22 protein-coding genes are annotated in these 20,582 nt (G+C 62.2%); 14 read left to right on the forward strand and 8 right to left on the reverse strand.

The features are described 5' to 3' along the window. Positions 1 to 68 precede the first annotated feature (68 nt). From U1A24_RS01355 to ssb, 3 genes are all read right to left on the reverse strand, one after another. A complete protein-coding gene (locus U1A24_RS01355) occupies positions 69 to 431 on the reverse strand; it encodes an SUF system Fe-S cluster assembly protein (protein ID WP_322320201.1) in 363 nt (120 codons plus the stop codon). Between the two features lie 108 nt (positions 432 to 539). Next, positions 540 to 1,493, reverse strand: coding sequence for an acyltransferase family protein (locus U1A24_RS01360; RefSeq protein ID WP_322320202.1), 954 nt, complete (start codon positions 1,491 to 1,493; stop codon positions 540 to 542). Between the two features lie 29 nt (positions 1,494 to 1,522). Then, the gene (gene ssb, locus U1A24_RS01365; protein ID WP_322320203.1) at positions 1,523 to 2,065 is read right to left on the reverse strand and encodes a single-stranded DNA-binding protein; all 543 of its coding nucleotides are present in this window, start codon (positions 2,063 to 2,065) and stop codon (positions 1,523 to 1,525) included. A gap of 200 nt (positions 2,066 to 2,265) precedes the next feature. Here ssb and U1A24_RS01370 point away from each other — a divergent pair, with 200 nt between their 5' ends. The 6 genes from U1A24_RS01370 to U1A24_RS01395 all read left to right on the forward strand — a co-directional run bounded on the left by U1A24_RS01370 (position 2,266) and on the right by U1A24_RS01395 (position 9,177). Continuing rightward, complete coding sequence (locus U1A24_RS01370) at positions 2,266 to 2,883, forward strand: lytic transglycosylase domain-containing protein (RefSeq protein ID WP_416173444.1); 618 nt, start codon at positions 2,266 to 2,268, stop codon at positions 2,881 to 2,883. A gap of 157 nt (positions 2,884 to 3,040) precedes the next feature. After that, positions 3,041 to 4,291 (forward strand): Hsp70 family protein, encoded by a 1,251-nt coding sequence (locus U1A24_RS01375; RefSeq protein WP_322320205.1) that lies wholly within the window; start codon positions 3,041 to 3,043, stop codon positions 4,289 to 4,291. Between the two features lie 9 nt (positions 4,292 to 4,300). After that, entirely contained in the window at positions 4,301 to 5,446 is a 1,146-nt protein-coding gene (locus U1A24_RS01380) for an amidohydrolase (protein ID WP_322320206.1), read from the forward strand. Positions 5,447 to 5,500: 54 nt separating this feature from the next. Beyond that, a complete protein-coding gene (locus U1A24_RS01385; protein ID WP_322320207.1) occupies positions 5,501 to 6,667 on the forward strand; it encodes a M20 aminoacylase family protein in 1,167 nt (388 codons plus the stop codon). Between the two features lie 160 nt (positions 6,668 to 6,827). After that, positions 6,828 to 7,181: a DUF1304 domain-containing protein gene (locus U1A24_RS01390; RefSeq protein WP_322320208.1), complete on the forward strand. Its 354-nt coding sequence runs from the start codon at positions 6,828 to 6,830 to the stop codon at positions 7,179 to 7,181. Between the two features lie 145 nt (positions 7,182 to 7,326). Next, positions 7,327 to 9,177, forward strand: coding sequence for a hypothetical protein (locus U1A24_RS01395; protein WP_322320209.1), 1,851 nt, complete (start codon positions 7,327 to 7,329; stop codon positions 9,175 to 9,177). Here the strand turns inward: U1A24_RS01395 and moaA are convergent. Then, complete coding sequence (gene moaA / locus U1A24_RS01400; RefSeq protein WP_322320210.1) at positions 9,174 to 10,181, reverse strand: GTP 3',8-cyclase MoaA; 1,008 nt, start codon at positions 10,179 to 10,181, stop codon at positions 9,174 to 9,176. The genes U1A24_RS01395 and moaA overlap by 4 nt on opposite strands. 88 nt (positions 10,182 to 10,269) lie before the next feature. Here moaA and U1A24_RS01405 point away from each other — a divergent pair, with 88 nt between their 5' ends. Then, a complete protein-coding gene (locus U1A24_RS01405; RefSeq protein ID WP_322320211.1) occupies positions 10,270 to 10,704 on the forward strand; it encodes a hypothetical protein in 435 nt (144 codons plus the stop codon). Between the two features lie 76 nt (positions 10,705 to 10,780). Here U1A24_RS01405 and U1A24_RS01410 read toward each other — a convergent pair whose 3' ends face one another. The 3 genes from U1A24_RS01410 to glmU are packed head-to-tail and all read right to left on the reverse strand — an operon-like array spanning position 10,781 to position 14,634. Then, the gene (locus U1A24_RS01410) at positions 10,781 to 11,473 is read right to left on the reverse strand and encodes a DNA alkylation repair protein (RefSeq protein WP_322320212.1); all 693 of its coding nucleotides are present in this window, start codon (positions 11,471 to 11,473) and stop codon (positions 10,781 to 10,783) included. Beyond that, entirely contained in the window at positions 11,470 to 13,284 is a 1,815-nt protein-coding gene (gene glmS, locus U1A24_RS01415; protein WP_322320213.1) for a glutamine--fructose-6-phosphate transaminase (isomerizing), read from the reverse strand. Before glmS ends, U1A24_RS01410 begins: the two co-directional genes overlap by 4 nt. Continuing rightward, positions 13,285 to 14,634 (reverse strand): bifunctional UDP-N-acetylglucosamine diphosphorylase/glucosamine-1-phosphate N-acetyltransferase GlmU, encoded by a 1,350-nt coding sequence (glmU, locus tag U1A24_RS01420; RefSeq protein WP_322320214.1) that lies wholly within the window; start codon positions 14,632 to 14,634, stop codon positions 13,285 to 13,287. A gap of 82 nt (positions 14,635 to 14,716) precedes the next feature. Here glmU and U1A24_RS01425 point away from each other — a divergent pair, with 82 nt between their 5' ends. Genes U1A24_RS01425 through U1A24_RS01440 form a run of 4 tightly spaced genes read left to right on the forward strand, consistent with a single transcriptional unit; the run spans position 14,717 to position 18,288 of the window. Beyond that, positions 14,717 to 15,379: an HAD hydrolase-like protein gene (locus U1A24_RS01425; protein WP_322320215.1), complete on the forward strand. Its 663-nt coding sequence runs from the start codon at positions 14,717 to 14,719 to the stop codon at positions 15,377 to 15,379. A gap of 31 nt (positions 15,380 to 15,410) precedes the next feature. Beyond that, positions 15,411 to 16,631 (forward strand): MFS transporter, encoded by a 1,221-nt coding sequence (locus tag U1A24_RS01430; protein WP_322320216.1) that lies wholly within the window; start codon positions 15,411 to 15,413, stop codon positions 16,629 to 16,631. Further along, complete coding sequence (locus tag U1A24_RS01435) at positions 16,628 to 17,863, forward strand: DegT/DnrJ/EryC1/StrS family aminotransferase (RefSeq protein ID WP_322320217.1); 1,236 nt, start codon at positions 16,628 to 16,630, stop codon at positions 17,861 to 17,863. The genes U1A24_RS01430 and U1A24_RS01435 overlap by 4 nt, the downstream gene beginning before the upstream one ends. Beyond that, positions 17,860 to 18,288 carry a thermonuclease family protein gene (locus U1A24_RS01440; protein ID WP_322320218.1) on the forward strand — a complete coding sequence of 143 codons (429 nt, stop codon included), beginning with the start codon at positions 17,860 to 17,862 and terminating at the stop codon, positions 18,286 to 18,288. The genes U1A24_RS01435 and U1A24_RS01440 overlap by 4 nt, the downstream gene beginning before the upstream one ends. 70 nt (positions 18,289 to 18,358) lie before the next feature. Here U1A24_RS01440 and U1A24_RS01445 read toward each other — a convergent pair whose 3' ends face one another. Next, the gene (locus tag U1A24_RS01445) at positions 18,359 to 18,826 is read right to left on the reverse strand and encodes a CreA family protein (protein ID WP_322320219.1); all 468 of its coding nucleotides are present in this window, start codon (positions 18,824 to 18,826) and stop codon (positions 18,359 to 18,361) included. Between the two features lie 258 nt (positions 18,827 to 19,084). Here U1A24_RS01445 and U1A24_RS01450 point away from each other — a divergent pair, with 258 nt between their 5' ends. Genes U1A24_RS01450 through U1A24_RS01460 form a run of 3 tightly spaced genes read left to right on the forward strand, consistent with a single transcriptional unit; the run spans position 19,085 to position 20,580 of the window. After that, positions 19,085 to 19,450 carry an NADH-quinone oxidoreductase subunit A gene (locus U1A24_RS01450; RefSeq protein ID WP_322320220.1) on the forward strand — a complete coding sequence of 122 codons (366 nt, stop codon included), beginning with the start codon at positions 19,085 to 19,087 and terminating at the stop codon, positions 19,448 to 19,450. Next, positions 19,441 to 19,974, forward strand: coding sequence for a NuoB/complex I 20 kDa subunit family protein (locus tag U1A24_RS01455; RefSeq protein WP_202905545.1), 534 nt, complete (start codon positions 19,441 to 19,443; stop codon positions 19,972 to 19,974). Before U1A24_RS01450 ends, U1A24_RS01455 begins: the two co-directional genes overlap by 10 nt. Positions 19,975 to 19,983: 9 nt before the next feature. Continuing rightward, positions 19,984 to 20,580 (forward strand): NADH-quinone oxidoreductase subunit C, encoded by a 597-nt coding sequence (locus U1A24_RS01460; RefSeq protein WP_322320221.1) that lies wholly within the window; start codon positions 19,984 to 19,986, stop codon positions 20,578 to 20,580. Positions 20,581 to 20,582 lie beyond the last annotated feature (2 nt).

Here is a 20,582-nt window from a genome sequence, read left to right on the forward strand (position 1 = left end):
TCCCGCAAGGGCGTTAGAAGGCGCGGCCCACGCAAGGGCGTTAGAGTGCGCGGCCTTGCGCGCGGGCGTTACATGAAGCCCAGTTCCAGCCGCGCCTCGTCCGACATCATCTCCATGCCCCAAGGCGGATCAAAGGTCATGCCGACCTTGACCTCTTTCACGCCTGCGACGGGTTCCACCGCGTCCTGCACCCAGCCGGGCATCTCACCTGCCACCGGGCAGCCGGGGGCGGTCAGGGTCATCAGGATCTCGACCGCGTTTTCGGGCGAAATATCAATGGTATAGACCAAACCCAGATCATAGATGTTCACCGGAATTTCCGGGTCATAGACCGTGCGGCAGGCCTCGACGATCTGCTCGTACAACGGATGTTCGGTCGAAGACGGGCGGATCAAGGGTGCGCCCTCGATCTGGTCCAGCGGCTGGTTCATGGCATTCTCGCGCGGTTAGTTGAGTAATTATATAGGGAATGGATGGCAAAGGTCCAGTGCTGGAAATCCATTTCCGCCGCGAAGGGCCAATGGGCAGCGTTTGCCGGATCAAAGCAAGCGTCGCGCCAGCCCGGCGCGCCGAATCCCCCAGGTCAGCAGCACCGAGCCTGCCACGGCATAGGCATAGATCAGCGGGCGGCCGAAATCGGTGAAACGGAACAGCAGCGCGCAAAAGGCGACGTGGATAAAGTATATCCCCGAAGCGTAATCGCTGAGCGCGCGGGTGGCCAGCGTTCCGGGCCATTTCAGCGCCAGCACCATCAAAGCGGGGGCGGCCAGCCCCAAGGCGATCATGCTGTCATGCGCGACACCTTTCAGCGCAAACCGCGCCAGCAGCAGCGATTCGGCCAGCACCAAGGCAACCCCCAGCACGGCGGCAGCCTGAAGCCAGCCCAAGCGCAGCCGATCCGCGACGTTGTCGCGCGCGATCAGAAAGCCCGCCAGCATGAAGGGAAGGCACAGGAGCAGCGGATTGCGGTTGGCCAGAAGCGGGTCGGAAAAAATCCGTTTGTTCGGCGCGATCAGATCAAACGCCATGCCATAGGTCACGCCGATGCCGCCCAGAAAGCTGAGCGCCAAGACCCAGACCAGCGCGCGGCCAGACCAGCGCGAGATCGCCACGATCAGTGCCGCCGCCATCACCATCCCGGCCAGATACCACAGGTGCCAATAGCCAAACAGCAGCGTGCGCAGGTTCTGCCACGGCCCGCGCGCAACAAGCAGGGGCCAATACAGCGGCAGATACAGCAGCATCCACAGCGCATAAAGTTGGGCCGCGTGTTTCACATAACCCCAGCCGCGGCGTTGCATCACGGCGGCATGCAGAAAATAGCCGTTGAACAGCAAGAAAATCGGCACGCCCAGCCGAAACAGGCCATCGCCGGTCAACAGTATCGCGGTTCGCCCCAGCGGGGCGAAGGGATTTGCGTGGATGCCGACGACCATGAAAGCCAGGGACAGCTTCAGGACATCAACTGCGCGACTGCGCATGGCGCTGGACATTGGGTTGGTTTATCCGGTCAGCGCAGCAATCAGAACGGGATTTCGTCGTCGAGATCCGAACGGCCGCCACCACCGCCACCGCCCGCATTGCCGCCACCGTAGCCACCGCCGCGGCTATAGCCGCCGCCCGATGCGCCGCCACCACCCGAACCGCCGCCCTGATCTTCATAGCGGCCGCGATCATCATCACCGCCGCCACCGCCACCGCCTGCACCGCCGCCATCGCGACCGCCAAGCAAGGTCAGCTCACCGCGGAACTGGCGCAGCACGATTTCGGTGGTGTAGCGATCTGCGCCGGATTGGTCCTGCCATTTGCGGGTTTCCAGCTGGCCCTCGATGTAGACGGTGGAGCCTTTGCGCAGGTATTGCTCGGCAATCTTGCCCAAAGCCTCGTTGAAAATCGCGACGGAGTGCCATTCGGTGCGCTCTTTGCGTTCGCCCGATTGCTTGTCACGCCAGGTTTCCGAGGTGGCGATGCGCAGGTTCACCACTTTGCCGCCGTTGGGAAAGTTGCGCACTTCCGGGTCGCGCCCCAGATTTCCGACGATGATCACCTTGTTCACGCCTGCCATCACAGCCTCCTGATTCCGTTGTTGCCTGCGAGCATCGCCGAGGCTGGTTAACAAATTCTATAGACTGCCCCCATCCGGCCCGCAACCGGGCTGCGTGGTGCAGATGGCGGCGGTTTGCCGATGCGATCTCGGCGCTGGAACTTGATGCGAAATCCGGTATAGTGCCGCGAGATTTGGGTCAGGCTGATGACAGGGTTTGCATGCGATTTGCGCCGTTGCTTCTAAAGATTGTTGTGGCGGCGGGTTTGGCTTTGGCTGCGCCTGCGGCTGTTGAGGCTGAGGCTTTGAAGCTGAGCGGCAAGAAGAACCGCGCCAGCGTGCTGAAATCGCAGATGGCGCTGCTGGATGGCCGGCTGGCGGTTGAGTATGATGGCTCGAAGCGGTTGAAGCCGAACTATAACAAGGACGACGACAAGGCTGGCACGGGTGGGCCGGTGCGGCGGTTCAGCGGCAAGTATAAGGGGGCATACCTTGAGGTTGCCCGCGCTGCCGCCCGCAAGCATGGCGTGCCCGAGGATGTGTTCTTGCGGCTGGTGCAGCAGGAAAGCGGCTGGAATAGCGGGGCTGTGTCGGTCAAGGGGGCCACCGGGCTGGCGCAACTGATGCCGGGGACGGCGGCGCATCTGGGCGTGGATATCAACGATCCGGGGGAAAACCTTGAGGGCGGGGCGCGGTATCTGCGGATGATGTATGATCGCTTCGGGACCTGGAAGCTGGCCTTGGCAGCTTACAATGCTGGTCCGCTGGCGGTTGAAAAGCATGGTGGGGTGCCGCCCTACAATGAGACGCAGAATTACGTTCTGGCGATTCTAGGCTAAGGGTTTTCGATCTGTCCGCGTGTGGACAGGGCCGTGATTTGTGCGAAATCAACGGCTTAGGCCTGCTCCGTTCACGCTTTCTTAACATTTGAGCGCGGCTTTACATCGGCTGTCCGCATCGCTACACCGCGCGTTTTGCGAACGCTCGGGGGCTGCTATGACGCTGTTTTGTGGGATCGACTTTGGCACCTCGAACTCGACGGTCTCGCTGGCGGATGAAGACCGCGCTTGGCTGATCGCTTTGGAAGATCAGGCGGCGACGTTGCCATCGGCGGTGTTCTGGGAGCAGGACGGCGGCGCGCCGGAGTTTGGCCGGGCGGCGATTGCGGCCTATTTGCGCGGCGACGAGGGGCGGCTGATGCGGGGGCTGAAAAGCACGCTCGGCTCGGGGATGATTGATGAGCGCACGGCGGTGGGGTCGCGCGCGGTGTCGTTCCGTGAGGTTCTGACGCGGTTCATGCGGCATATGGTTGGCGTACTGCGGGAACATGCGCCGGGGGCGGATCGGGTGGTTTTGGGGAGGCCTGTGCATTTCGTCGATGGCGATGAGGCCGGGGATTTGAAGGCGCAGACGGCGCTGGAGGAAATCGCGAAGGCTTTGGGCTTTCGTGAGGTGTCGTTTCAGTATGAACCGATTGCGGCGGCCTTGCAGTATGAGCAGGGCATTGCGCGCGAAGAACTGGTGCTGATCGTCGATATTGGCGGCGGTACCTCGGACTTTTCCATCGTGCGGGTATCGCCGGAACGGGCGCGGGCGGCGGATCGAGCGGGGGATATTCTGGCCAATGACGGTATCCGTGTGGGCGGTACCGATTTTGACCGGTTTCTGAGTCTGGCGGAAGTGATGCCGCATCTGGGCTACAAGGCCACGACCAAGCACGGCAAGGGGCTGATGCCGAACCATTATTTCCTCGATCTGGCGACCTGGCACCGGATCAACATGCTATATACCCAGCGCTGCCTCGCGGATTTGAAGGCGTTTCGGCGTGAGATTGATCGGCCGGAATTGCTGGATCGGTTGATGAAGGTGATCGCCGAGCGGCAGGGTCATGCGGTGGCGATGGCGGTAGAGGCGGCGAAGATCTCGCTTTCGGATCAAGAGGTGGTGCGGTTGCAAATCTCTGCGCTGACCGGCGGGCCGAACCCGATGCTGCGGCGCGATGCCTTTGAGGCGGCGGTGCTGCCGCTGGTGGAGCGGATTTCCGAGCGGCTGGGGGCGGTGCTTTCGCAGGCGGGGGTCGGCGTTGGCGATATTGGCACGGTGTTTATGACCGGGGGTTCGTCGGGTCTGCCGGTGCTGCGGGGGTGCGTGCAGGCGGCGCTGCCGGGGGTTGCGATTGCCACCGGGGATATGCTTGGCTCGGTCGGTACGGGGCTGGCGCTGGATGCGCGGCGGAAGTTTTCCTGAGGGGGCGCAATGCTGGCGGCGATTGAAGCGTTATTACCGGAAGCGGTGGCGTGGCGGCGGGATTTTCATGCGCATCCTGAATTGAGTTTTGCCGAGCACCGCACGGCGGCGCGGGTGGCGGAGCTGCTGCGCGGCTTTGACTGCGATGTGGTCGAGACAGGGTGGAGCGGCACCGGGGTTGTCGCCGTAATCAATGGCAAAGGTCCGGGTCGGCGGATTGGGCTGCGGGCGGATATGGATGCTTTGCCTATTTCTGAGGCGTCTGGGCTGGAGTTCGCGTCGGAGGTTCCGGGGGTGATGCACGCTTGTGGCCATGACGGGCATACGGCGATGCTGCTGGCGGCGGCGAAATATCTGGCTGGTTCGCGGGATTTCGCGGGGCAGGCGGTGTTGATTTTTCAACCCGGTGAGGAGGCGGGCGGCGGGGCGCGGGCGATGTTGGCCGAGGGGTTTTTGGCGCGCTATCCGCTGGATGAGGTTTACGCTTTGCACAACATGCCGGGGCTGGCGGTGGGGGCGTATGCCTCACGTCCGGGGCCGATCATGGCGGCGGCGGATATGTTTTCGATTGAGATTACCGGACGCGGTGGCCATGCGGCGCAACCGCATCTGGCGCTCGACCCGGTGATGATCGCGGGGCATGTGTTGGTGGCGTTGCAGACGGTGGTCGCACGCAATGTTGATCCGTTGAAGCCTGCGGTGTTGGCGGTCTCGACCGTGGCGAGCGATGGGTCGGGGGCTTGTGTTGTGCCGGGGCGGGTGGTGTTGACGGGAACGGTCCGGACGTTTGAAGTCTCGGTTCAGGATTTGGTGGAGGACCGTTTGCGGGCTGTGGTTCTGGGAATTGCACAGGCGCATGGTGGGGAGGCTGTGGTAGATTATCTGCGCGATGCGCCTGCGACGGTGAATGATGCGGCTTGTGTTGCGCATGCGTTGGCGGTGGCGCGGGGGCTGTCTGGGGTGGTTGAGGGCGATGTGGCGCCGATGATGGTGTCGGAGGATTTCTCGGAATTTCTGAACAGGGTGCCGGGGGCGTTCATGTTTGTCGGCAATGGCGACGGGGCTTTGCTGCATCATCCGGCCTATGCGTTCAACGATGCGGGGCTGCCCTATGGCGCGGCATGGTTGGCGGGGATGGTCGAGGCGCGCGGCTGAGGGGTTGCAGCGCGGGCAGGATTGGCTCAGGCTGCACGCAAAAGGAGAGCCGTCATGCCCGTAAAGAACCGATTTGCCGAGATGCTGCCCGAGATCGCCGGATGGCGGCAGGATTTCCACGAGAACCCCGAGTTGCTGTTTGAGGTGCATCGCACCGCGGGCCGCGTGGCGGAATTGTGCCGGGAGTTCGGCTGCGATGAGGTGACCGAGGGCATCGGGCGCACCGGGGTTGTGGTTGTTATCAAAGGCAAAACCGATACGTCCGGCCGGGTGATCGGCTTGCGGGCGGATATGGATGCTTTGCCGATTATCGAGCAGACCGGGGTGGCTTATGCCAGCAAAGTGCCGGGGAAGATGCATGCTTGCGGGCATGACGGCCATACCTCGATGCTGCTAGGGGCTGCGAAATATCTGGCGGAGACGCGGAATTTTGACGGCACGGCGGTGTTGATTTTCCAACCTGCGGAAGAGGGCGGCGGCGGTGGCCGCGAGATGTGCGCCGATGGCATGATGGACCGTTGGGGCATCCAAGAGGTGTATGGCATGCACAACATGCCGGGGATTCCGGTGGGGCATTTTGCCATTCGTCCGGGTGCGATGATGGCGGCGGCGGATCAGTTTGAGATTGTGGTGACGGGGAAGGGTGGCCATGCCGCCAAGCCGCATGACTGCATTGATACCACTGTGGTGGTCGCGCATATCATCGTGGCGTTGCAGACGATTGCGTCTCGCGGCGTGGACCCGTTGAAGCAGGTGGTGGTTTCGGTCTGCACGGTGGCGACGGACAGCACCGCACATAACGTGATCCCGCAGGTGGTGAAGATGAAAGGCACGGTGCGGACAATGGATTTCGGCGTGCAGGATTATGTTGAGGGCCGGGTGAAGGCGATTGCGGAGGGCACGGCGCAGGCTTTGGGCGCGGTGGCGCAGGTCGACTATCAGCGCGGCTATCCGGTGACGGTGAATGCGGTGGAAAATACCGAATATGCGGCGGACGTGGCGCGGGCGGTTTCGGGGCAGGTGAATACCGATACGCCGCCGTTGATGGGAGCCGAGGATTTCAGCTTCATGCTGCTGGAGCGGCCGGGGGCGTATATTTTCGTCGGCAATGGTGACACGGCGATGGTGCATCATCCGGCCTATAATTTTGACGACAATGCGATCCCGTTTGGGTCAAGCTGGTATGCCGGGATGGTCGAGGCGCGGATGCCTGCGGCGTAAGGAACTGCCCCCCTCAGGCGGTTCCCACCCACCCACCCCACCGCCATCGGGGGGCAGTGGGGGATGCGGTGGGGCTGGCAGCGGTTTTGACAGGTGCGGGAGGGTTTCGCCAGGGGAGCCTCCGGCGGGAGTATTTTTGCCACTGTGAAAGGGCTTTGGGATGATTGCGACGGGTCTGATCGCGCTGATTGCGGCGCTGCATGTGTATATTCTGGTGCTGGAGATGTTCCTGTGGCAAGCGCCGCGGACGCGGGCGGTGTTTGGCACCTCGGCGGAATTTGCGGCGGCGACCAAGGTGCTGGCGGCCAATCAGGGGCTTTACAACGGATTTCTGGCGGCGGGATTGGTGTGGGCTTTGTGGCTGGGGTCTGAGGGGCGTGAGGTGGCGTTGTTTTTCTTGGCTTGCGTGCTGATCGCCGGGATTTACGGGGCGGCGACGGCCTCGCGGCGGATCTTGTTTGTGCAGGCTTTGCCGAGCGCGCTGGCGATTGGGGCGGTTCTGGCGGGGGTTTGAGGGCTGAAATGTCGGAAGCGCTCCGCGCGGGAGTATTTTGAAAAGAGCAATTTGAAGGCTGTTTTGCCTTCTGCGCGGGCGTTTTGTGACTGCGGAATTTGTGCTATGAAGGCGGCATTGGTCAGATATTTCATATGGTGCATTCATGCCGGAATCCGCACGCGTTTCTGAAACCGCCACCGCGACACCGCCGAAGCCGCGCAATTATACGGCGGTGATCTATGTGCATGGCATGGGCAGTCAGCGGCGCTATGAGGAAAGCGCGCGGCTGATTGACCGGATGGATCAGGTGTTGGAAAGCGAGATTCTGGACGCAGAGGGCGCGGCGTTGGGGCGTCTGCGCGAAATCAAGCCAGAGTCGGAGCCCTGTCGGAGTGGGGCTGGCGGGGCGGTGACCTTTGTGAAAGCCAAGCTGGTGCCGAAAGACGGCGGGGCGGCTTTTGGCGATGTGCGGATTTATGAAAGCTACTGGGCGCCGCTGATGGCGGGACAGAAATCGGCGTTTGGTGTGCTGAAATGGATTGCCCGACAAGCGTTTCGCCCGCTGACCACCTTGCGCGCGCCGTGGCGGGAATTGCACCGTCTGCGGCGCGCGGCTTTGGCGGATTTGCGCGATCAAAGCCCGGATGCCGCCGGGGCACAGACGCAGGACTGGCAGGACTTGCTGCAACTTTATGACAGATTTGACAAACTGGACGCTCAGCGCCGCGACGCGGATGGCAGTTTTGATGGCTTTTTGGCCTTTTTGGCAGAGCGGGATCTCGCAGAGGGGGAACTGGCGCGGCTGACGGCTTTGGCGCGGGCCTGGCGGGCGCATTACCGCAAGACGGAATGGCAGAACGGCGCTGTGCTGATCAGCATGCTGTTGGGATTGGTTCTGGCGGGTCTGGGGCTGATCTGGGCGGCGCATTGGGCGCTGGTGCAGGCGGGCGCATTCTCAGCCGTTCTGGGGGCGGATAGTCTGATCGGGCAAGCGCTGGCCGCGTATCTGAAACCCGGCTGGTCGCAAGCGGTGGCGGTGCTGGCGACGGTGGCCACGGCTTTGGGGTTTGTCGCGTTCTTGACCGACTACATGGGCGATGTGGAAATCTGGTCAACCTATGAGGAAACCAACGAGAAAAACCGCGCAAGGGCGGCGGTGATCGAGACCACCTCGGGGTTGATGGCGCATGTGTTGGCGGACGGGGTGCTCGACGGGCTGGGCGAGCCAAATCCGCAGGGGCGCTGTGAGCGGGTTGTGGTGGTGGCGCATTCGCTTGGCACTTCGGTGGCGCATGACGCGCTGCTGGATCTGCGCAAGCGCAATCTGGTGGTGCAGAAGGCCGATGGCATGACGGGGGCAGTCTGTCTGAAATTGATCAGCCATTTCATCACGATGGGCAGCCCGATCGATAAGATCAATTATTTCTTCGAAACGGTGCGGTCGGGATCGCATCGCTATCTGCGGGTTGTGGAGACCCTGCGCGGCGATATCACCACAGCGCCGTTCAGCCTTAATCCGGGGCGCCATGCCAAGCCTTGGGTGCATTGGATCAATTTCTGGGATGAGGCGGATGTGATCTCGGGGCCGCTGGCCTCACCGACCGGGCGGCAGAGCTTTGCCAATCAGGTGGATAATGTGCATGTGCCCAGTCTGGTGTTTCCCAATCCGGGGGCAGCGCATCTGGCCTATTTTGACAATCTGCGGGTGTTGCAGCTGTTGATTGATGTGATTTTCCGCAACGGCCATTCCTATCTGACCTTGCGAGTGGTGGAAGGTCAGGGCCGCGATTATGCGCAGGCTTTGGTCGGGCCGGGCAAGCCGCGTGGCCGGTATCGGATCTGGTTTGCGCTGGCGCTGGCGGTGCCGTGGCTGGCGGCCTGTGCGGTGATCGCGGCGCTGCTGGGGGCGGGCAGCGGCCTGATCTGGGCGGTGCTGGGCTTGGTTTTGGCAGTGGTGACGCTGCTGGTGGGGGCAATGGCGGCGCGGTTTGCGCCTGCCGAGGACCGGATTTAACCGCCGGTATGGCTCATGTGCCGGGTCATCTGGCCTTTGACGACTTGCCTTGTGTAGTCGAAATCATGGCCCTTGGGTTTGTGACTGATGGCGTGGCGGATGGCTGCACGCAGGGCGGTGTCATCGCGGCTGGCGCGCAGGGGCGCGCGCAGGTCGGCCATGTCTTCTTGACCGAGGCACATGTAAAGCTCGCCGGTGCAGGTCAGGCGGACGCGGTTGCAGCTTTCGCAGAAGTTATGGGTCAAGGGCGTGATGAAGCCGACGCGCTGGCCGGTCTCGGTGATGCGGACATAGCGGGCGGGGCCGCCGGTGTGGTCGGGCAGGTCTTGTAGGGTGTAGCGGGTGGCGAGTTGCGCGCGCAGATCGCGCAGAGGCCAGTATTGATCAATGCGTTGAGCTTCGCCCATGTCGCCCATCGGCATGACTTCGATGAAGGTGAGATCGTGATTTTCGGCGGCACACCAAGCGGTTAAGCTGAAAAGCTCATCCTCGTTAAAGCCCTTCAGGGCCACGGCGTTGATCTTGACCTTGAGGCCTGCTTCTTTCGCGGCCTCAATCCCGTCCAGCACTTGCGCAAGGCGACCCCAGCGGGTGATCTCGGCGAATTTCTGCGCATTGAGGGTGTCGAGCGAGACGTTGATGCGTTTGACACCGCAGGCGGCGAGCTCGGCGGCGTATTTGCGCAGTTGCGAGCCGTTGGTGGTGAGGGTGAGTTCTTTCAGCGCGCCGGAGTTGAGATGGCGGGACATCGACTCGAAGAACGTCATGATGCCTTTGCGGACCAAGGGTTCGCCGCCGGTGATGCGCAGTTTTTCGACGCCTAAGGCCACAAAATTGCTGCACAAACGGTCGAGTTCTTCCAGCGTCAGCAACTCGGCTTTCGGCAGGAAGGTCATGTGCTCGGTCATGCAATAAGCGCAGCGGAAATCGCAGCGGTCGGTCACCGAGACGCGCAGATAGGAAATCGCGCGGGCGAAGGGGTCGATGAGGGGCAACTCGGTCATAGCGTTAAGGTAGGCGCGCGGCGGGCGGTCGGCAAGGTGGAATGCGACGGTTGCGGGTTGGGACGCGCCACGGTATCCTGCGGGCATGATGCAAAAAGCTTTGATCCTGATGAGTGTGGCGCTGGGGCTTTCGGGCTGTGCTGCGATGAAACAACCGGTCGCGCCTGAGGCTGCGGCGGCGCCGATGGCGCGGCCTGCGATCGGCGTTGGCGCTTCGGCGGCTGCGCTGGATCAGACCACGGAGGCCGAGCGGGCGGCGGCTGTGGCGGCGAAGCCTGCGGGCGGCGAGCGGGCTTTGGGGACTGCCGTGGTGGCTTTGGGCAGCCCGGCCGAGCAGGGGCTTTGGGTGAAATCGCCGCTGGTGGTCGCCAAGGCCAAGGGCCGGGTGGTGACCGAAAGCGGCGCATCGGTGGCGGTGGATTTGTTGCCGGGGACGGGGGCTGCTTCGCTGTCGCTGGCGGCGTTCCGGGCTTTGGGGCTGGGGTTGACCGATTTGCCAGAGGTCACGATCTACGCGCAGTGAGTAAGGGGCATTCTGCCCCTCGGCCTGTCGGCCTCACCCCTGAGGATTTTTGCGCACAGAGGATGACCAAAAGCGGTCAGCCTAAGTATTGCGCGGCTTCCTTGCGGGCAAAGCGCTTCATCCGTTCGCCATGCTGGTCGAGGAAAGCGGCGGTGCGGGCGGGGTCGTGTTTTGACAGATCGCGCAGCCACCAGGCGACGGCTTTCTGGATGAACCAGTCTTTGTCGTCGATATAGATGGCAGCCCAGCCGAGCACGCGGTCGCGGATGTCCAGCTCGAAGGGTTTCGGGAAGTTCTGCTTGGTGAAGGGTAGGGTTGCGACCAGGGCGGCGCGGCGGGTCCACATGTTCTCGGACATGGTCCAACCTTCGACCGTGTCGATGCGGGACGGGTCGGCGGTGATGCGCTTTTGAGCGGCGATGCAGACGTGATCGGCGATGGCCCAGGCGTCAAACTGCGGCACCCATTGGCAGATCAGATCCCAAGCGGCGGTATCATCGGGCTTGATGCGGGCTTGGGTCAGCAGTTTGGCGGCAGCGATGCGGGCGTCGTGGATGTTGCTGTCCCACAGATCGCTTGCCAGTTGGATGCGGTCTTCAAGGCTGGATTCGGCGCGCCAGACGGTGGTGAGTTCCTCAATCTGCGGCACTTTCAGGCCGAGATAGGGGCGCTCGGTCTTGTGATAGGCTTGCGCCTCGATGGCTTTTTGCGGATCGGCAAGGGCGTGAAGTTGTGCGAGGGCCTGTTCAAGCTGATTGGCGGCGATCATTCGACGGTTACCGATTTTGCGAGGTTGCGGGGTTGGTCGACGTCGGTGCCTTTGGCGATGGCGGTGTGGTAGGCCAGCAGCTGCGCGGGGATGGCGTAGAGGATTGGCGCGAAGGCGTCGGAAACCTCGGGCATGGTGATGGTTTTCCAGCAATCCATGCCAGCTTCGGTGATGCCTTGGGCGTCGGAAATCAGCAGCACCTTGCCGTGGCGGGCCATGACTTCCTGCATGTTAGAGACGGTTTTCTCGAACAGATGATCACGGGGGGCGAGCACGATCACCGGGACTTGCGGCGAGATCAGCGCGATTGGGCCGTGTTTCAGTTCACCTGATGCATAACCTTCGGCGTGGATGTAGCTGATTTCTTTCAGCTTTAGCGCACCTTCGAGGGCGAGGGGGAACATCGCGCCCCGGCCTAGGAACAGCACGTCTTGGGCCTCAGAGAGTTCCTCGGCAATGGCGGCGATGGTGGTGCTGAGCGCGAGGGCATGGTTCATCAGGCCGGGGAGTGCTGCGAGGTCATTCAGGTGTTGGGCGAGGGTTTCTGGGGTGAGGCGACCCCGGTCTTGCGCGGCTTTCAGCGCCAGCAGCGCGAGGGTGGTCAGCTGGCAGGTGAAGGCTTTGGTCGAGGCAACGCCAACCTCGATCCCCGCCATGATCGGCAAGGCCAGATCGGCTTCGCGGGCGATCGACGAGGTGGGAACGTTGACCACGGCGACGATTTTGGCGACCTTTTCGCGGGTGTAGCGTAGGGCTGCGAGGGTGTCGGCGGTCTCACCGGATTGGCTGACGAACAGCGCCCATTGGTTCGGCGACAGCGGTGGTTCGCGGTAGCGGAATTCCGAGGCGATGTCGATCTCGCAGGGCAGGCCTGCGATTTGCTCGAACCAGTATTTCGCGACGTGGCAGGCGTAGCTGGCGGTGCCGCAGGCGACCATAGTGAGGCGGTCAACGGATGTGAAATCGACCTCGGTGGGCAATTGCAAAGCGCCGTTCTGGACGTAGCGGCGCAGGGCGTCGGCGATCACCACGGGTTGCTCGGCGATTTCTTTCGCCATGAAATGCTTGTAGCCAGCCTTTTCGATGCGGGTGGCATCGACTTGAATCCGAGCCTCGGCGCGGTTGGCGAGGCGGTCTTGGTCGTCGTAGATCGTAGCCCCGGCGCGGGTGACGACGGCCCAGTCGCCTTCCTCAAGATAGGTGATGCGGTCGGTCATTGGGGCGAGGGCAATCGCGTCGGAACCGACAAACATTTCGCCGGTGCCATGGCCGATGGCGAGGGGGGAACCTTTGCGGGCGGCGATGATCAGGTCTTCTTCGCCATCAAACAGGAAGCACAGGGCGAAAGCGCCGTGCAGGCGTTTCAGGGTTTGGCGGGCGGCCTCAATCGGGGTGGCTCCGCGCGTGATGTACATATGTGCGAGAAGGGCGACGGTCTCGGTATCGGTCTCGGATTCTTGGGTGAGGCCCTCGGCGGCCAATTCAGTGCGCAGATCGCGGAAGTTTTCGATGATGCCGTTGTGCACCACGGCCACGGGGCCAGAGCGGTGCGGGTGCGCGTTGGTGGTGGTGGCGGCGCCGTGGGTGGCCCAGCGGGTGTGGCCGATGCCCGCCTTGCCCGCGAGGGGTTCGTGGACCAGCAGATCAGACAAGTTCACCAGCTTGCCCACCGCGCGGCGTCGGTCGAGTTTACCTTTGTTGACGGTGGCGATGCCCGCAGAATCGTAGCCGCGATATTCAAGCCGTTTGAGGGATTCGACCAGCAGCGGGGCGACTTCGTGATTGCCTAGAACACCAACGATTCCACACATTTACGACTTCCCTTTCGCGGCTTTGATCGCCTTGAGGCGGGCCATCAGCTTGGTGGCGAGACCCGGTTTGTTGACTTGTTTGGAGCGACCAACCGCGAGGGCTTCATCCGGCACGTTTTCGGTGATGACGGAACCCGAGGCGGTCAGAGCGTCGTTGCCGATGCTGACCGGGGCGACGAGCATGGTGTCGGACCCGATGAACGCGCGTTTGCCGATTTTGGTGCGGTGCTTCATCACGCCGTCGTAGTTACAGGTGACGGTGCCTGCGCCGATGTTGGTAAATTCGCCGATGTCAGCGTCGCCGATATAGGTCAGGTGGCCGACTTTGACGCCTTCGTCGAGAATGGCGTTCTTGATCTCGACAAAGTTGCCGACATGGACATCTTCGGCGAGTTCTGCACCGGGGCGCAGGCGCGCGAAGGGGCCGACAGTGGCACCGCGTGAGACGTGGCAGCCTTCGAGATGGCAGAAGGCTTTGATCTCGGCGCCGGATTCAATGGTGACGGCGGGGCCGAAAATCACGTTGGGGCCGATGATGGCATCGCGGCCAATGTGAGTGTCGAGGGCGAAGAACACGGTTTCGGGGGCGGTGAGGGTGACGCCATTTTCCAGTGCCTCGGCGCGGGCGCGGGATTGGAAGGCGGCTTCGGCCTCGGCCAGTTGCGCGCGGGTGTTCACACCTAGGGTTTCGGATTCGTCGCAGGTGACGACGCCTGCCGACAGGCCTTGGGCGCGGGCGATTTCAACGATGTCGGTCAGGTAGAATTCGGCAGCCGCGTTGGAATTGCCGACTTGGGCGATCAGTTCGAACAGGGTTTTGGCAGAGGCGCAGATTACGCCGGAATTGCAGAGGGTTATGCTGCGTTCTTCATCGGTAGCTTCTTTGTATTCGACGATCTTTTCAAGGTTTTCGCCGGAGGCGACGAGACGACCATAGCGGCCCGGATCCTTCGCCTCAAACCCCAGCACCACGACCGAATGGCGGGCGCGGGCGTGCAGCATGGCCTCCAGCGTTTCGGGGCGGATGAAGGGGGTGTCGCCGTAGAGCACGATGGCTTCGCCGCTGCTGTCGGCCAGCAAGGGGGCGGCCATATCGACGGCATGGGCGGTGCCAAGTTGCGGGTCTTGCAGGACGCATTCGACAGACGGGTCGAAGGCTTCGGCGGATTTGGCGACCGCTGCGGACTCATGGCCAGTGACGACGACGATGCGCGTAGGCTCCAAGCTGCGGGCGGCGGTCAGGGCGTGGTGCAACAGCGGGGCGGCTGCGATGTGGTGCAGCACTTTTGGGGTGTCGGAGTTCATCCGGCTTCCCATGCCTGCCGCCAATATGATGAATGAAACCGACATCTGCCTCTTCCTTTTCTTTTGCACCCGTTTTACCCCGGATCGGCGGGGCCGCAAGGGGTGGTTCTTCACGCAAGGTTACATAATGAAAACGGTTGTCTTTGATCTGGATGGCACGCTGGCGGATACCAGTGCGGATTTGCTGGCGGCGGCGAATGCGTGCTTTGATCAGTTGGGGCATGGCGTGGTGTTGGATCAGCGCGATGTGCTGACGGCGTTTCACGGCGGGCGGGCGATGCTGCGGGCGGGGTTTGATCGGCTGGGGGTGGGGTATTCCGAGGACGATATCTCGGCGCAGTATCCGGTGCTGCTGGCCGCTTATGCCGATGGGATTGATGTGCATACCCGGATGTATCCGGGGGCGATTGACGCCGTGGAGGCTTTGCTGCGTGCGGGGTATCGCACCGCGATCTGCACCAACAAACCCGAGGGGCTGGCGGTGGAACTGGTGCGGCGGCTGGGGGTGGCGCATTTGTTCGGCGCGCTGGTGGGGGCGGATACGTTGGCGGTGCGCAAGCCTGATCCGGCCCCCTATGTCGAGGTGGTGCGGCGGGTTGGCGGGGCGGTCGGGCGCTCGATGCTGATCGGCGATACCGAGACGGATCGGAAGACCGGGCTGGCCGCGGGGGTGCCGGTGGCTTTGGTGACGTTTGGGCCGGAGGGGGCGGGGGTGGCGCGGTTGCGGCCAGAGGCGTTGCTGGATCGGTATGAGGATTTGCCGGGGTTAGTGGGCCGGCTGGTGGTTTGACAGTCCTGGGAGGCCGATTTAGGTTGCGGCCATGACCAAAGCGCCGTCCCGCCACGCGATTATCTTTGTGCTGCTGTGTGTTCTGTTGGACATGATCGGCTTTGGATTGATCATTCCGGTGCTGCCGGAACTGATCGAGCAAGTGGGGCAAGTCAGTCTGGCTGAGGCCTCGATCATTGGCGGCTGGATGTTCTTTGCCTTTTCAATGGCGCAGTTCGTATTCAGCCCGTTGATGGGGAACCTGTCGGACCGCTTTGGCCGCCGCCCGTTGCTGTTGTTGGCGATTGCGGGGCTGGGGTTGGACAACCTGTTGCAGGGGTTGGCTCCGACACTGGGCTGGCTGTTCGTGGGCCGGGTGATTGCCGGGGTCTGTGGGTCAAGCTGGGTGATAGCCAATGCGTTTATCACCGATATCACCGCACCCGAGGAGCGGGCGAAGTATTTCGGCATGATGGGTGGGGCGTTTGGTTTGGGCTTTGTGCTGGGCCCGGCCTTGGGTGGGCTGTTGGGCGAGTTGGGGCCGCGGGTGCCGTTCTTCGTGGCAGCGGGAATTTCGGGGCTGAACTTCATCTACGGCTGGTTCGTGCTGCCGGAAACTTTGGCACCGCAGAACCGCCGCAGCTTTGATTTGGCACGGTCAAACCCGTTGGGCGCGTTCAAGGTGTTTCGCAGCTATCATGGCGTCATTCCGATGTGCGCGGTGATGTTCTCGTTTTTCTTCTTCACCAGCGTGTATCCGGCGATCTGGTCTTATTGGGGCATGGCGAAGTTTGACTGGTCACCGGCGATGGTGGGCCTGACGCTGGCGGTGTTTGGCGTGGTGATGGCAGGGTTTCAGGGCGGCTTGACCGGGCTGGGCGTTACGTGGTTTGGCGAGCGTAGGCTGGCGCTGATCGGGCTGGTGTCGGCCTTGATCGCGGCTTCCGGTTATGGCTTGGCGGGCTCGCTGACGGTTGTGGTGGTGTTGATGATCGTGCATGGGCCGGAGGGATTTGTGCATCCGATGCTGACGGCGATGATGACCAAGGTGGTGCCGGATGATGCGCAGGGCGAGTTGCAGGGTGGGATTTCGGCGATCATGAACGTGGCGATGTTGGCGGGGACGGTGTTTTTCAGCCAGATCTTTGGCTATTTCATGGCTCCGGGTGGCTGGCAGTCGCCGGATGTGGCGTTCTTTGTGGCAGGGGCCGGGATGGCGTTGACGTTGGTGATGTTCGTGCTGATCGTGCCGGTTGAGGAGAAGCGGTTGTGACGGAAGACGTGTTTCGCGGCAGTTTCACCCAGCAGGAAACGATCCCTGAAGCCGGGATTGAGGCCGCCATCGCCGTGCTGCGGCATGGGCGGTTGCACCGCTATAATACTGCACCGGGAGAGGTCGCTGAGGCGGCTTTGCTGGAGGAAGAATTCGCCGAGTTGATGGGGGCGAAGTTCTGCCTTGCTGTGGCCTCGGGTGGCTATGCTTTGGGCTGTGCTTTGCGGGCGGTGGGGGTGGTTGCCGGAGATGCGGTGCTGACCAATGCCTTTACGTTGGCTCCGGTGCCGGGGGCGATTGCCTCGGTCGGCGCGCGTCCGGTGTTTGTTGAGGTGACGGAACAGCTGGTGCTGGACTTTGGCGATCTGGAGACGAAGGCCGTGGCCTCGGGCGCGCGGGTGCTGATGCTGAGCCATATGCGCGGGCATCTGTGCGATATGGAGGCTTTGGTGGCGCTGTGCGACCGCCTTGGTGTGCTGATCATCGAGGATTGCGCGCATACGATGGGGGCGGCCTGGAAGGGCGTGGCCTCGGGGCGGTCGGGGCTGATCGGGTGTTATTCGATGCAGACCTACAAGCATATCAATTCCGGCGAGGGCGGGTTTCTGATCTCGGATGACGAGGCGGTGATGGCGCGGGCGGTGCTGCTGTCGGGGTCGTATATGCTGTATGGGCGGCATAGGGCAGCGCCGAGTGTGGCGGCCTTTGAGGCGGTGCGGATGGAGACCCCGAACATCTCTGGCCGGATGGACAATTTGCGGGCGGCGATTTTGCGGCCACAACTGGCGCTGCTGGCGGAGCGGGTGGCGCGGTGGGGCGAGCGCTATCGGGCGTTGGAGGCGGGCTTGAAGGGCGTGCCGGGGTTGGTGCTGGTGGAGCGTCCGGCGGAGGAAACCTATGTCGGGTCGTCGTTCCAGTTTCTGCTGCCGGATTGGTCGGCGGCGCGGGTTGGCGCGCTTCTGGGCCGGGTGTTGGCGCGCGGGGTCGAGTTGAAATGGTTTGGCGCGGCTGATCCGGTGGCGTTTACCTCGCGCTATCAGCATTGGGGCTATGCCGAGGTGCAGAACCTGCCGCAGACCGACCGGATTTTGGCCGGGCTGGTGGATATGCGGGTGCCGTTGACGTTCTCGGTCGCGGATTGTGCTCAGATTGCGCGGATCATTCGGGCTGAGGCGCTGGTGGTGGGGCAGGGGCCAGAGCCTGAGGCTGTGGTGTTGCCGGTTATTCAGTGAAGCTGACGCCGTATTTGACGGCCTATATCGCGCTGACGCTGCTGGGGCTTTGGGCCGCAGCGGATCGCTTTGCGCCCTATCACGGTGCACCTGCCGCCTGTCGCATCGGCTATGTGATTGACGGCGACACGGTGGCGTTGCGGTGCGGGGCCGAGAAGCGCGTCGGCCGTTTGGTGGGCTTTGACGCGCCGGAAGTGAGATCGCCGAAATGCAAGTCCGAGGCGGCATGGGGGGCGCGGGCGACGGAGCGACTGCGCGGGCTGCTTTCGGGGCCAGATGTGGTGATCTACCCGAAGGGAACCGAGAAATACGGGCGGGATCTGGTGCTGATCACGGTGGCGGGGCGCGATGTGGCGGCGGTGATGATTGGCGAAGGTCTGGGCGTGGACTATCACGGTGAGGCGCGGCGGAATTGGTGCGGCTAAGTTGCGGCGGTGGTTTGCTGCATGGCTTCGTGGTCTGTCCAAGGCAGATGACAGCAAATTCTGGCTAGGGCTACGGGGTCTGCGGGGTGAGTGCCGCGTTGTAGAGCGGCACCGTTGAGATCGACATTTTCGCCGAGCCGTCGCTGAGTTCGGTGGCATGGGTCAGGTAGACCAGCACTTGGTTTTTCTGATCGAAGATCCGGGTGACGTTCAATGATTTGAACACCAGCGAGCGGCCTTCGCTGAACACGTTCTCGCCGGACGCGGAGGTGTCGATGTCGCCAATGGTGATCGGGCCGGTCTGGCGGCAGGCGATCGAAGCATTCGACGGGTCTTCGAACCAGTTGCCCTTTGACAGCCGGTCCCACATCGAACGCTCGAAATAGCTGATGTGGCAGGTGACGCCTTGGACTTTTGGATCGGGGATCGCCTCGACGATGATGTCATTGCCGACCCAGTCGACGCCGACTCGCCCGATTTCTTCGGCTTGGGCGGCGATGGGCAACAGGGTAAGCGCGAGGGCTGTGAGCAGGCGCATGTGGCGGGCTTCCCAATGATTTCTGTCTGTTAGATGGGCGGTTTGCTGCAGTTGCACAAGAGGACGGAGGATGCGGCAATTCCTTAGCAAAACACTCATCAATTATCCCGCAAAAACCAAGGGCTTAGCGCGTCGCAGGGGCATCTTTTCCTGTCGGCTTTGGTTGACCCCGCCAAGGCGGCGGGATAAACGAATGGGCAAGAGCGACGGGAGCCAAAGCGCTTGCGACGCGGTTTGCCAGCAGAAGGAGCGCTTCGCGTGGACCATCTTCTTCGTGAGTATCTGCCGATCCTTATTCTTCTTGCGATCGCGGTGGGGCTTGGGCTTGTGCTGATCCTCGCTGCCGCTTTGATCGCTGTGCGCAACCCCGACCCCGAGAAGGTCTCGGCCTATGAATGCGGGTTCAACGCTTTTGACGATGCGCGAATGAAGTTTGACGTGCGGTTTTACCTCGTCTCGATCCTGTTCATTATCTTCGATCTGGAAGTCGCCTTCCTGTTCCCCTGGGCGGTGGCCTTTGGCGAGATCAGCATGGTCGGGTTCTGGTCGATGATGGTGTTTCTGGGTGTTTTGACCGTGGGCTTTGCCTACGAGTGGAAAAAAGGAGCGCTGGAATGGGCGTGATGACTGGTGCGAACACGGCGGGGCCGGACCGCGAGGTTGCCACGCAGGCGTTGAACCGCGAGTTGCAGGACAAGGGTTTCCTGCTGACCACGACGGAAGATATCATCAACTGGGCGCGCAACGGCAGCTTGCACTGGATGACCTTTGGGTTGGCGTGTTGTGCGGTTGAGATGATGCACACCTCGATGCCGCGCTATGACCTTGAACGCTTTGGCACCGCCCCGCGCGCGTCGCCGCGGCAGTCGGATCTGATGATCGTCGCGGGCACCTTGACCAACAAGATGGCCCCGGCGCTGCGCAAGGTTTACGACCAGATGCCAGAGCCGCGCTATGTGATCTCGATGGGGTCTTGTGCGAATGGCGGCGGCTATTACCACTATTCCTATTCGGTGGTGCGCGGCTGTGACCGCATTGTTCCGGTAGATATCTATGTGCCGGGCTGCCCGCCGACAGCCGAGGCGTTGCTTTACGGTATTTTGCAGTTGCAGCGGAAAATCCGCCGCACTGGCACGCTTGTGCGTTAAGGGGGCGATATGGCTGATTTGGTTGAACTCGCCGCCTATCTGACTGAAAAGCGCCCGGATGCGGTGCTGGGCACGGAACTGGCGTTTGGTGAATTGAACGTGACGGTTGGTCTGGATCAACTGGTGTCGTTCATCGGTTTTCTGACGGTGGACCCGGCCTGCAAGTTTTCCTCGCTGGTCGATATCACCGCCGTGGATCACCCCGAGCGGGTAGAGCGCTTTGATGTGATCTATCACTTCCTGTCGATGTACACCAACGCCCGTATCCGGCTGAAGGTGGCTGTCAGCGAAGATGATATGGTGCCGTCGATCCATCTGGTGCATCCGTCGGCGAATTGGTTCGAGCGTGAAGTGTTCGACATGTTCGGGATTTTGTTCTCGGGCCACCCTGATTTGCGCCGCATTTTGACGGATTACGGCTTTCGCGGCCATCCTTTGCGCAAGGATTTCCCGACCACCGGCTATACCGAAGTGCGCTACGACGAAGCGCAAAAACGTGTGGTCTATGAGCCGGTCAATCTGGTGCAGGAATACCGTCAGTTTGATTTCATGAGCCCGTGGGAGGGTGCGAAATACATCCTTCCGGGTGATGAGAAGAAAGCCTGATC

Source organism: Cypionkella sp. (genome assembly GCF_034376685.1).
GTDB lineage: Bacteria > Pseudomonadota > Alphaproteobacteria > Rhodobacterales > Rhodobacteraceae > Cypionkella.

Coding starts and splice junctions, on each gene's coding strand:
- U1A24_RS01355 (WP_322320201.1), bottom strand. CDS start 431: ATGAACCAGCCGCTGGACCAGATCGAGGGCGCACCCTTGATCCGCCCG.
- U1A24_RS01360 (WP_322320202.1), bottom strand. CDS start 1,493: ATGTCCAGCGCCATGCGCAGTCGCGCAGTTGATGTCCTGAAGCTGTCC.
- ssb (WP_322320203.1), bottom strand. CDS start 2,065: ATGGCAGGCGTGAACAAGGTGATCATCGTCGGAAATCTGGGGCGCGAC.
- U1A24_RS01370 (WP_416173444.1), top strand. CDS start 2,266: ATGCGATTTGCGCCGTTGCTTCTAAAGATTGTTGTGGCGGCGGGTTTG.
- U1A24_RS01375 (WP_322320205.1), top strand. CDS start 3,041: ATGACGCTGTTTTGTGGGATCGACTTTGGCACCTCGAACTCGACGGTC.
- U1A24_RS01380 (WP_322320206.1), top strand. CDS start 4,301: ATGCTGGCGGCGATTGAAGCGTTATTACCGGAAGCGGTGGCGTGGCGG.
- U1A24_RS01385 (WP_322320207.1), top strand. CDS start 5,501: ATGCCCGTAAAGAACCGATTTGCCGAGATGCTGCCCGAGATCGCCGGA.
- U1A24_RS01390 (WP_322320208.1), top strand. CDS start 6,828: ATGATTGCGACGGGTCTGATCGCGCTGATTGCGGCGCTGCATGTGTAT.
- U1A24_RS01395 (WP_322320209.1), top strand. CDS start 7,327: ATGCCGGAATCCGCACGCGTTTCTGAAACCGCCACCGCGACACCGCCG.
- moaA (WP_322320210.1), bottom strand. CDS start 10,181: ATGACCGAGTTGCCCCTCATCGACCCCTTCGCCCGCGCGATTTCCTAT.
- U1A24_RS01405 (WP_322320211.1), top strand. CDS start 10,270: ATGCAAAAAGCTTTGATCCTGATGAGTGTGGCGCTGGGGCTTTCGGGC.
- U1A24_RS01410 (WP_322320212.1), bottom strand. CDS start 11,473: ATGATCGCCGCCAATCAGCTTGAACAGGCCCTCGCACAACTTCACGCC.
- glmS (WP_322320213.1), bottom strand. CDS start 13,284: ATGTGTGGAATCGTTGGTGTTCTAGGCAATCACGAAGTCGCCCCGCTG.
- glmU (WP_322320214.1), bottom strand. CDS start 14,634: ATGTCGGTTTCATTCATCATATTGGCGGCAGGCATGGGAAGCCGGATG.
- U1A24_RS01425 (WP_322320215.1), top strand. CDS start 14,717: ATGAAAACGGTTGTCTTTGATCTGGATGGCACGCTGGCGGATACCAGT.
- U1A24_RS01430 (WP_322320216.1), top strand. CDS start 15,411: ATGACCAAAGCGCCGTCCCGCCACGCGATTATCTTTGTGCTGCTGTGT.
- U1A24_RS01445 (WP_322320219.1), bottom strand. CDS start 18,826: ATGCGCCTGCTCACAGCCCTCGCGCTTACCCTGTTGCCCATCGCCGCC.
- U1A24_RS01455 (WP_202905545.1), top strand. CDS start 19,441: ATGGGCGTGATGACTGGTGCGAACACGGCGGGGCCGGACCGCGAGGTT.
- U1A24_RS01460 (WP_322320221.1), top strand. CDS start 19,984: ATGGCTGATTTGGTTGAACTCGCCGCCTATCTGACTGAAAAGCGCCCG.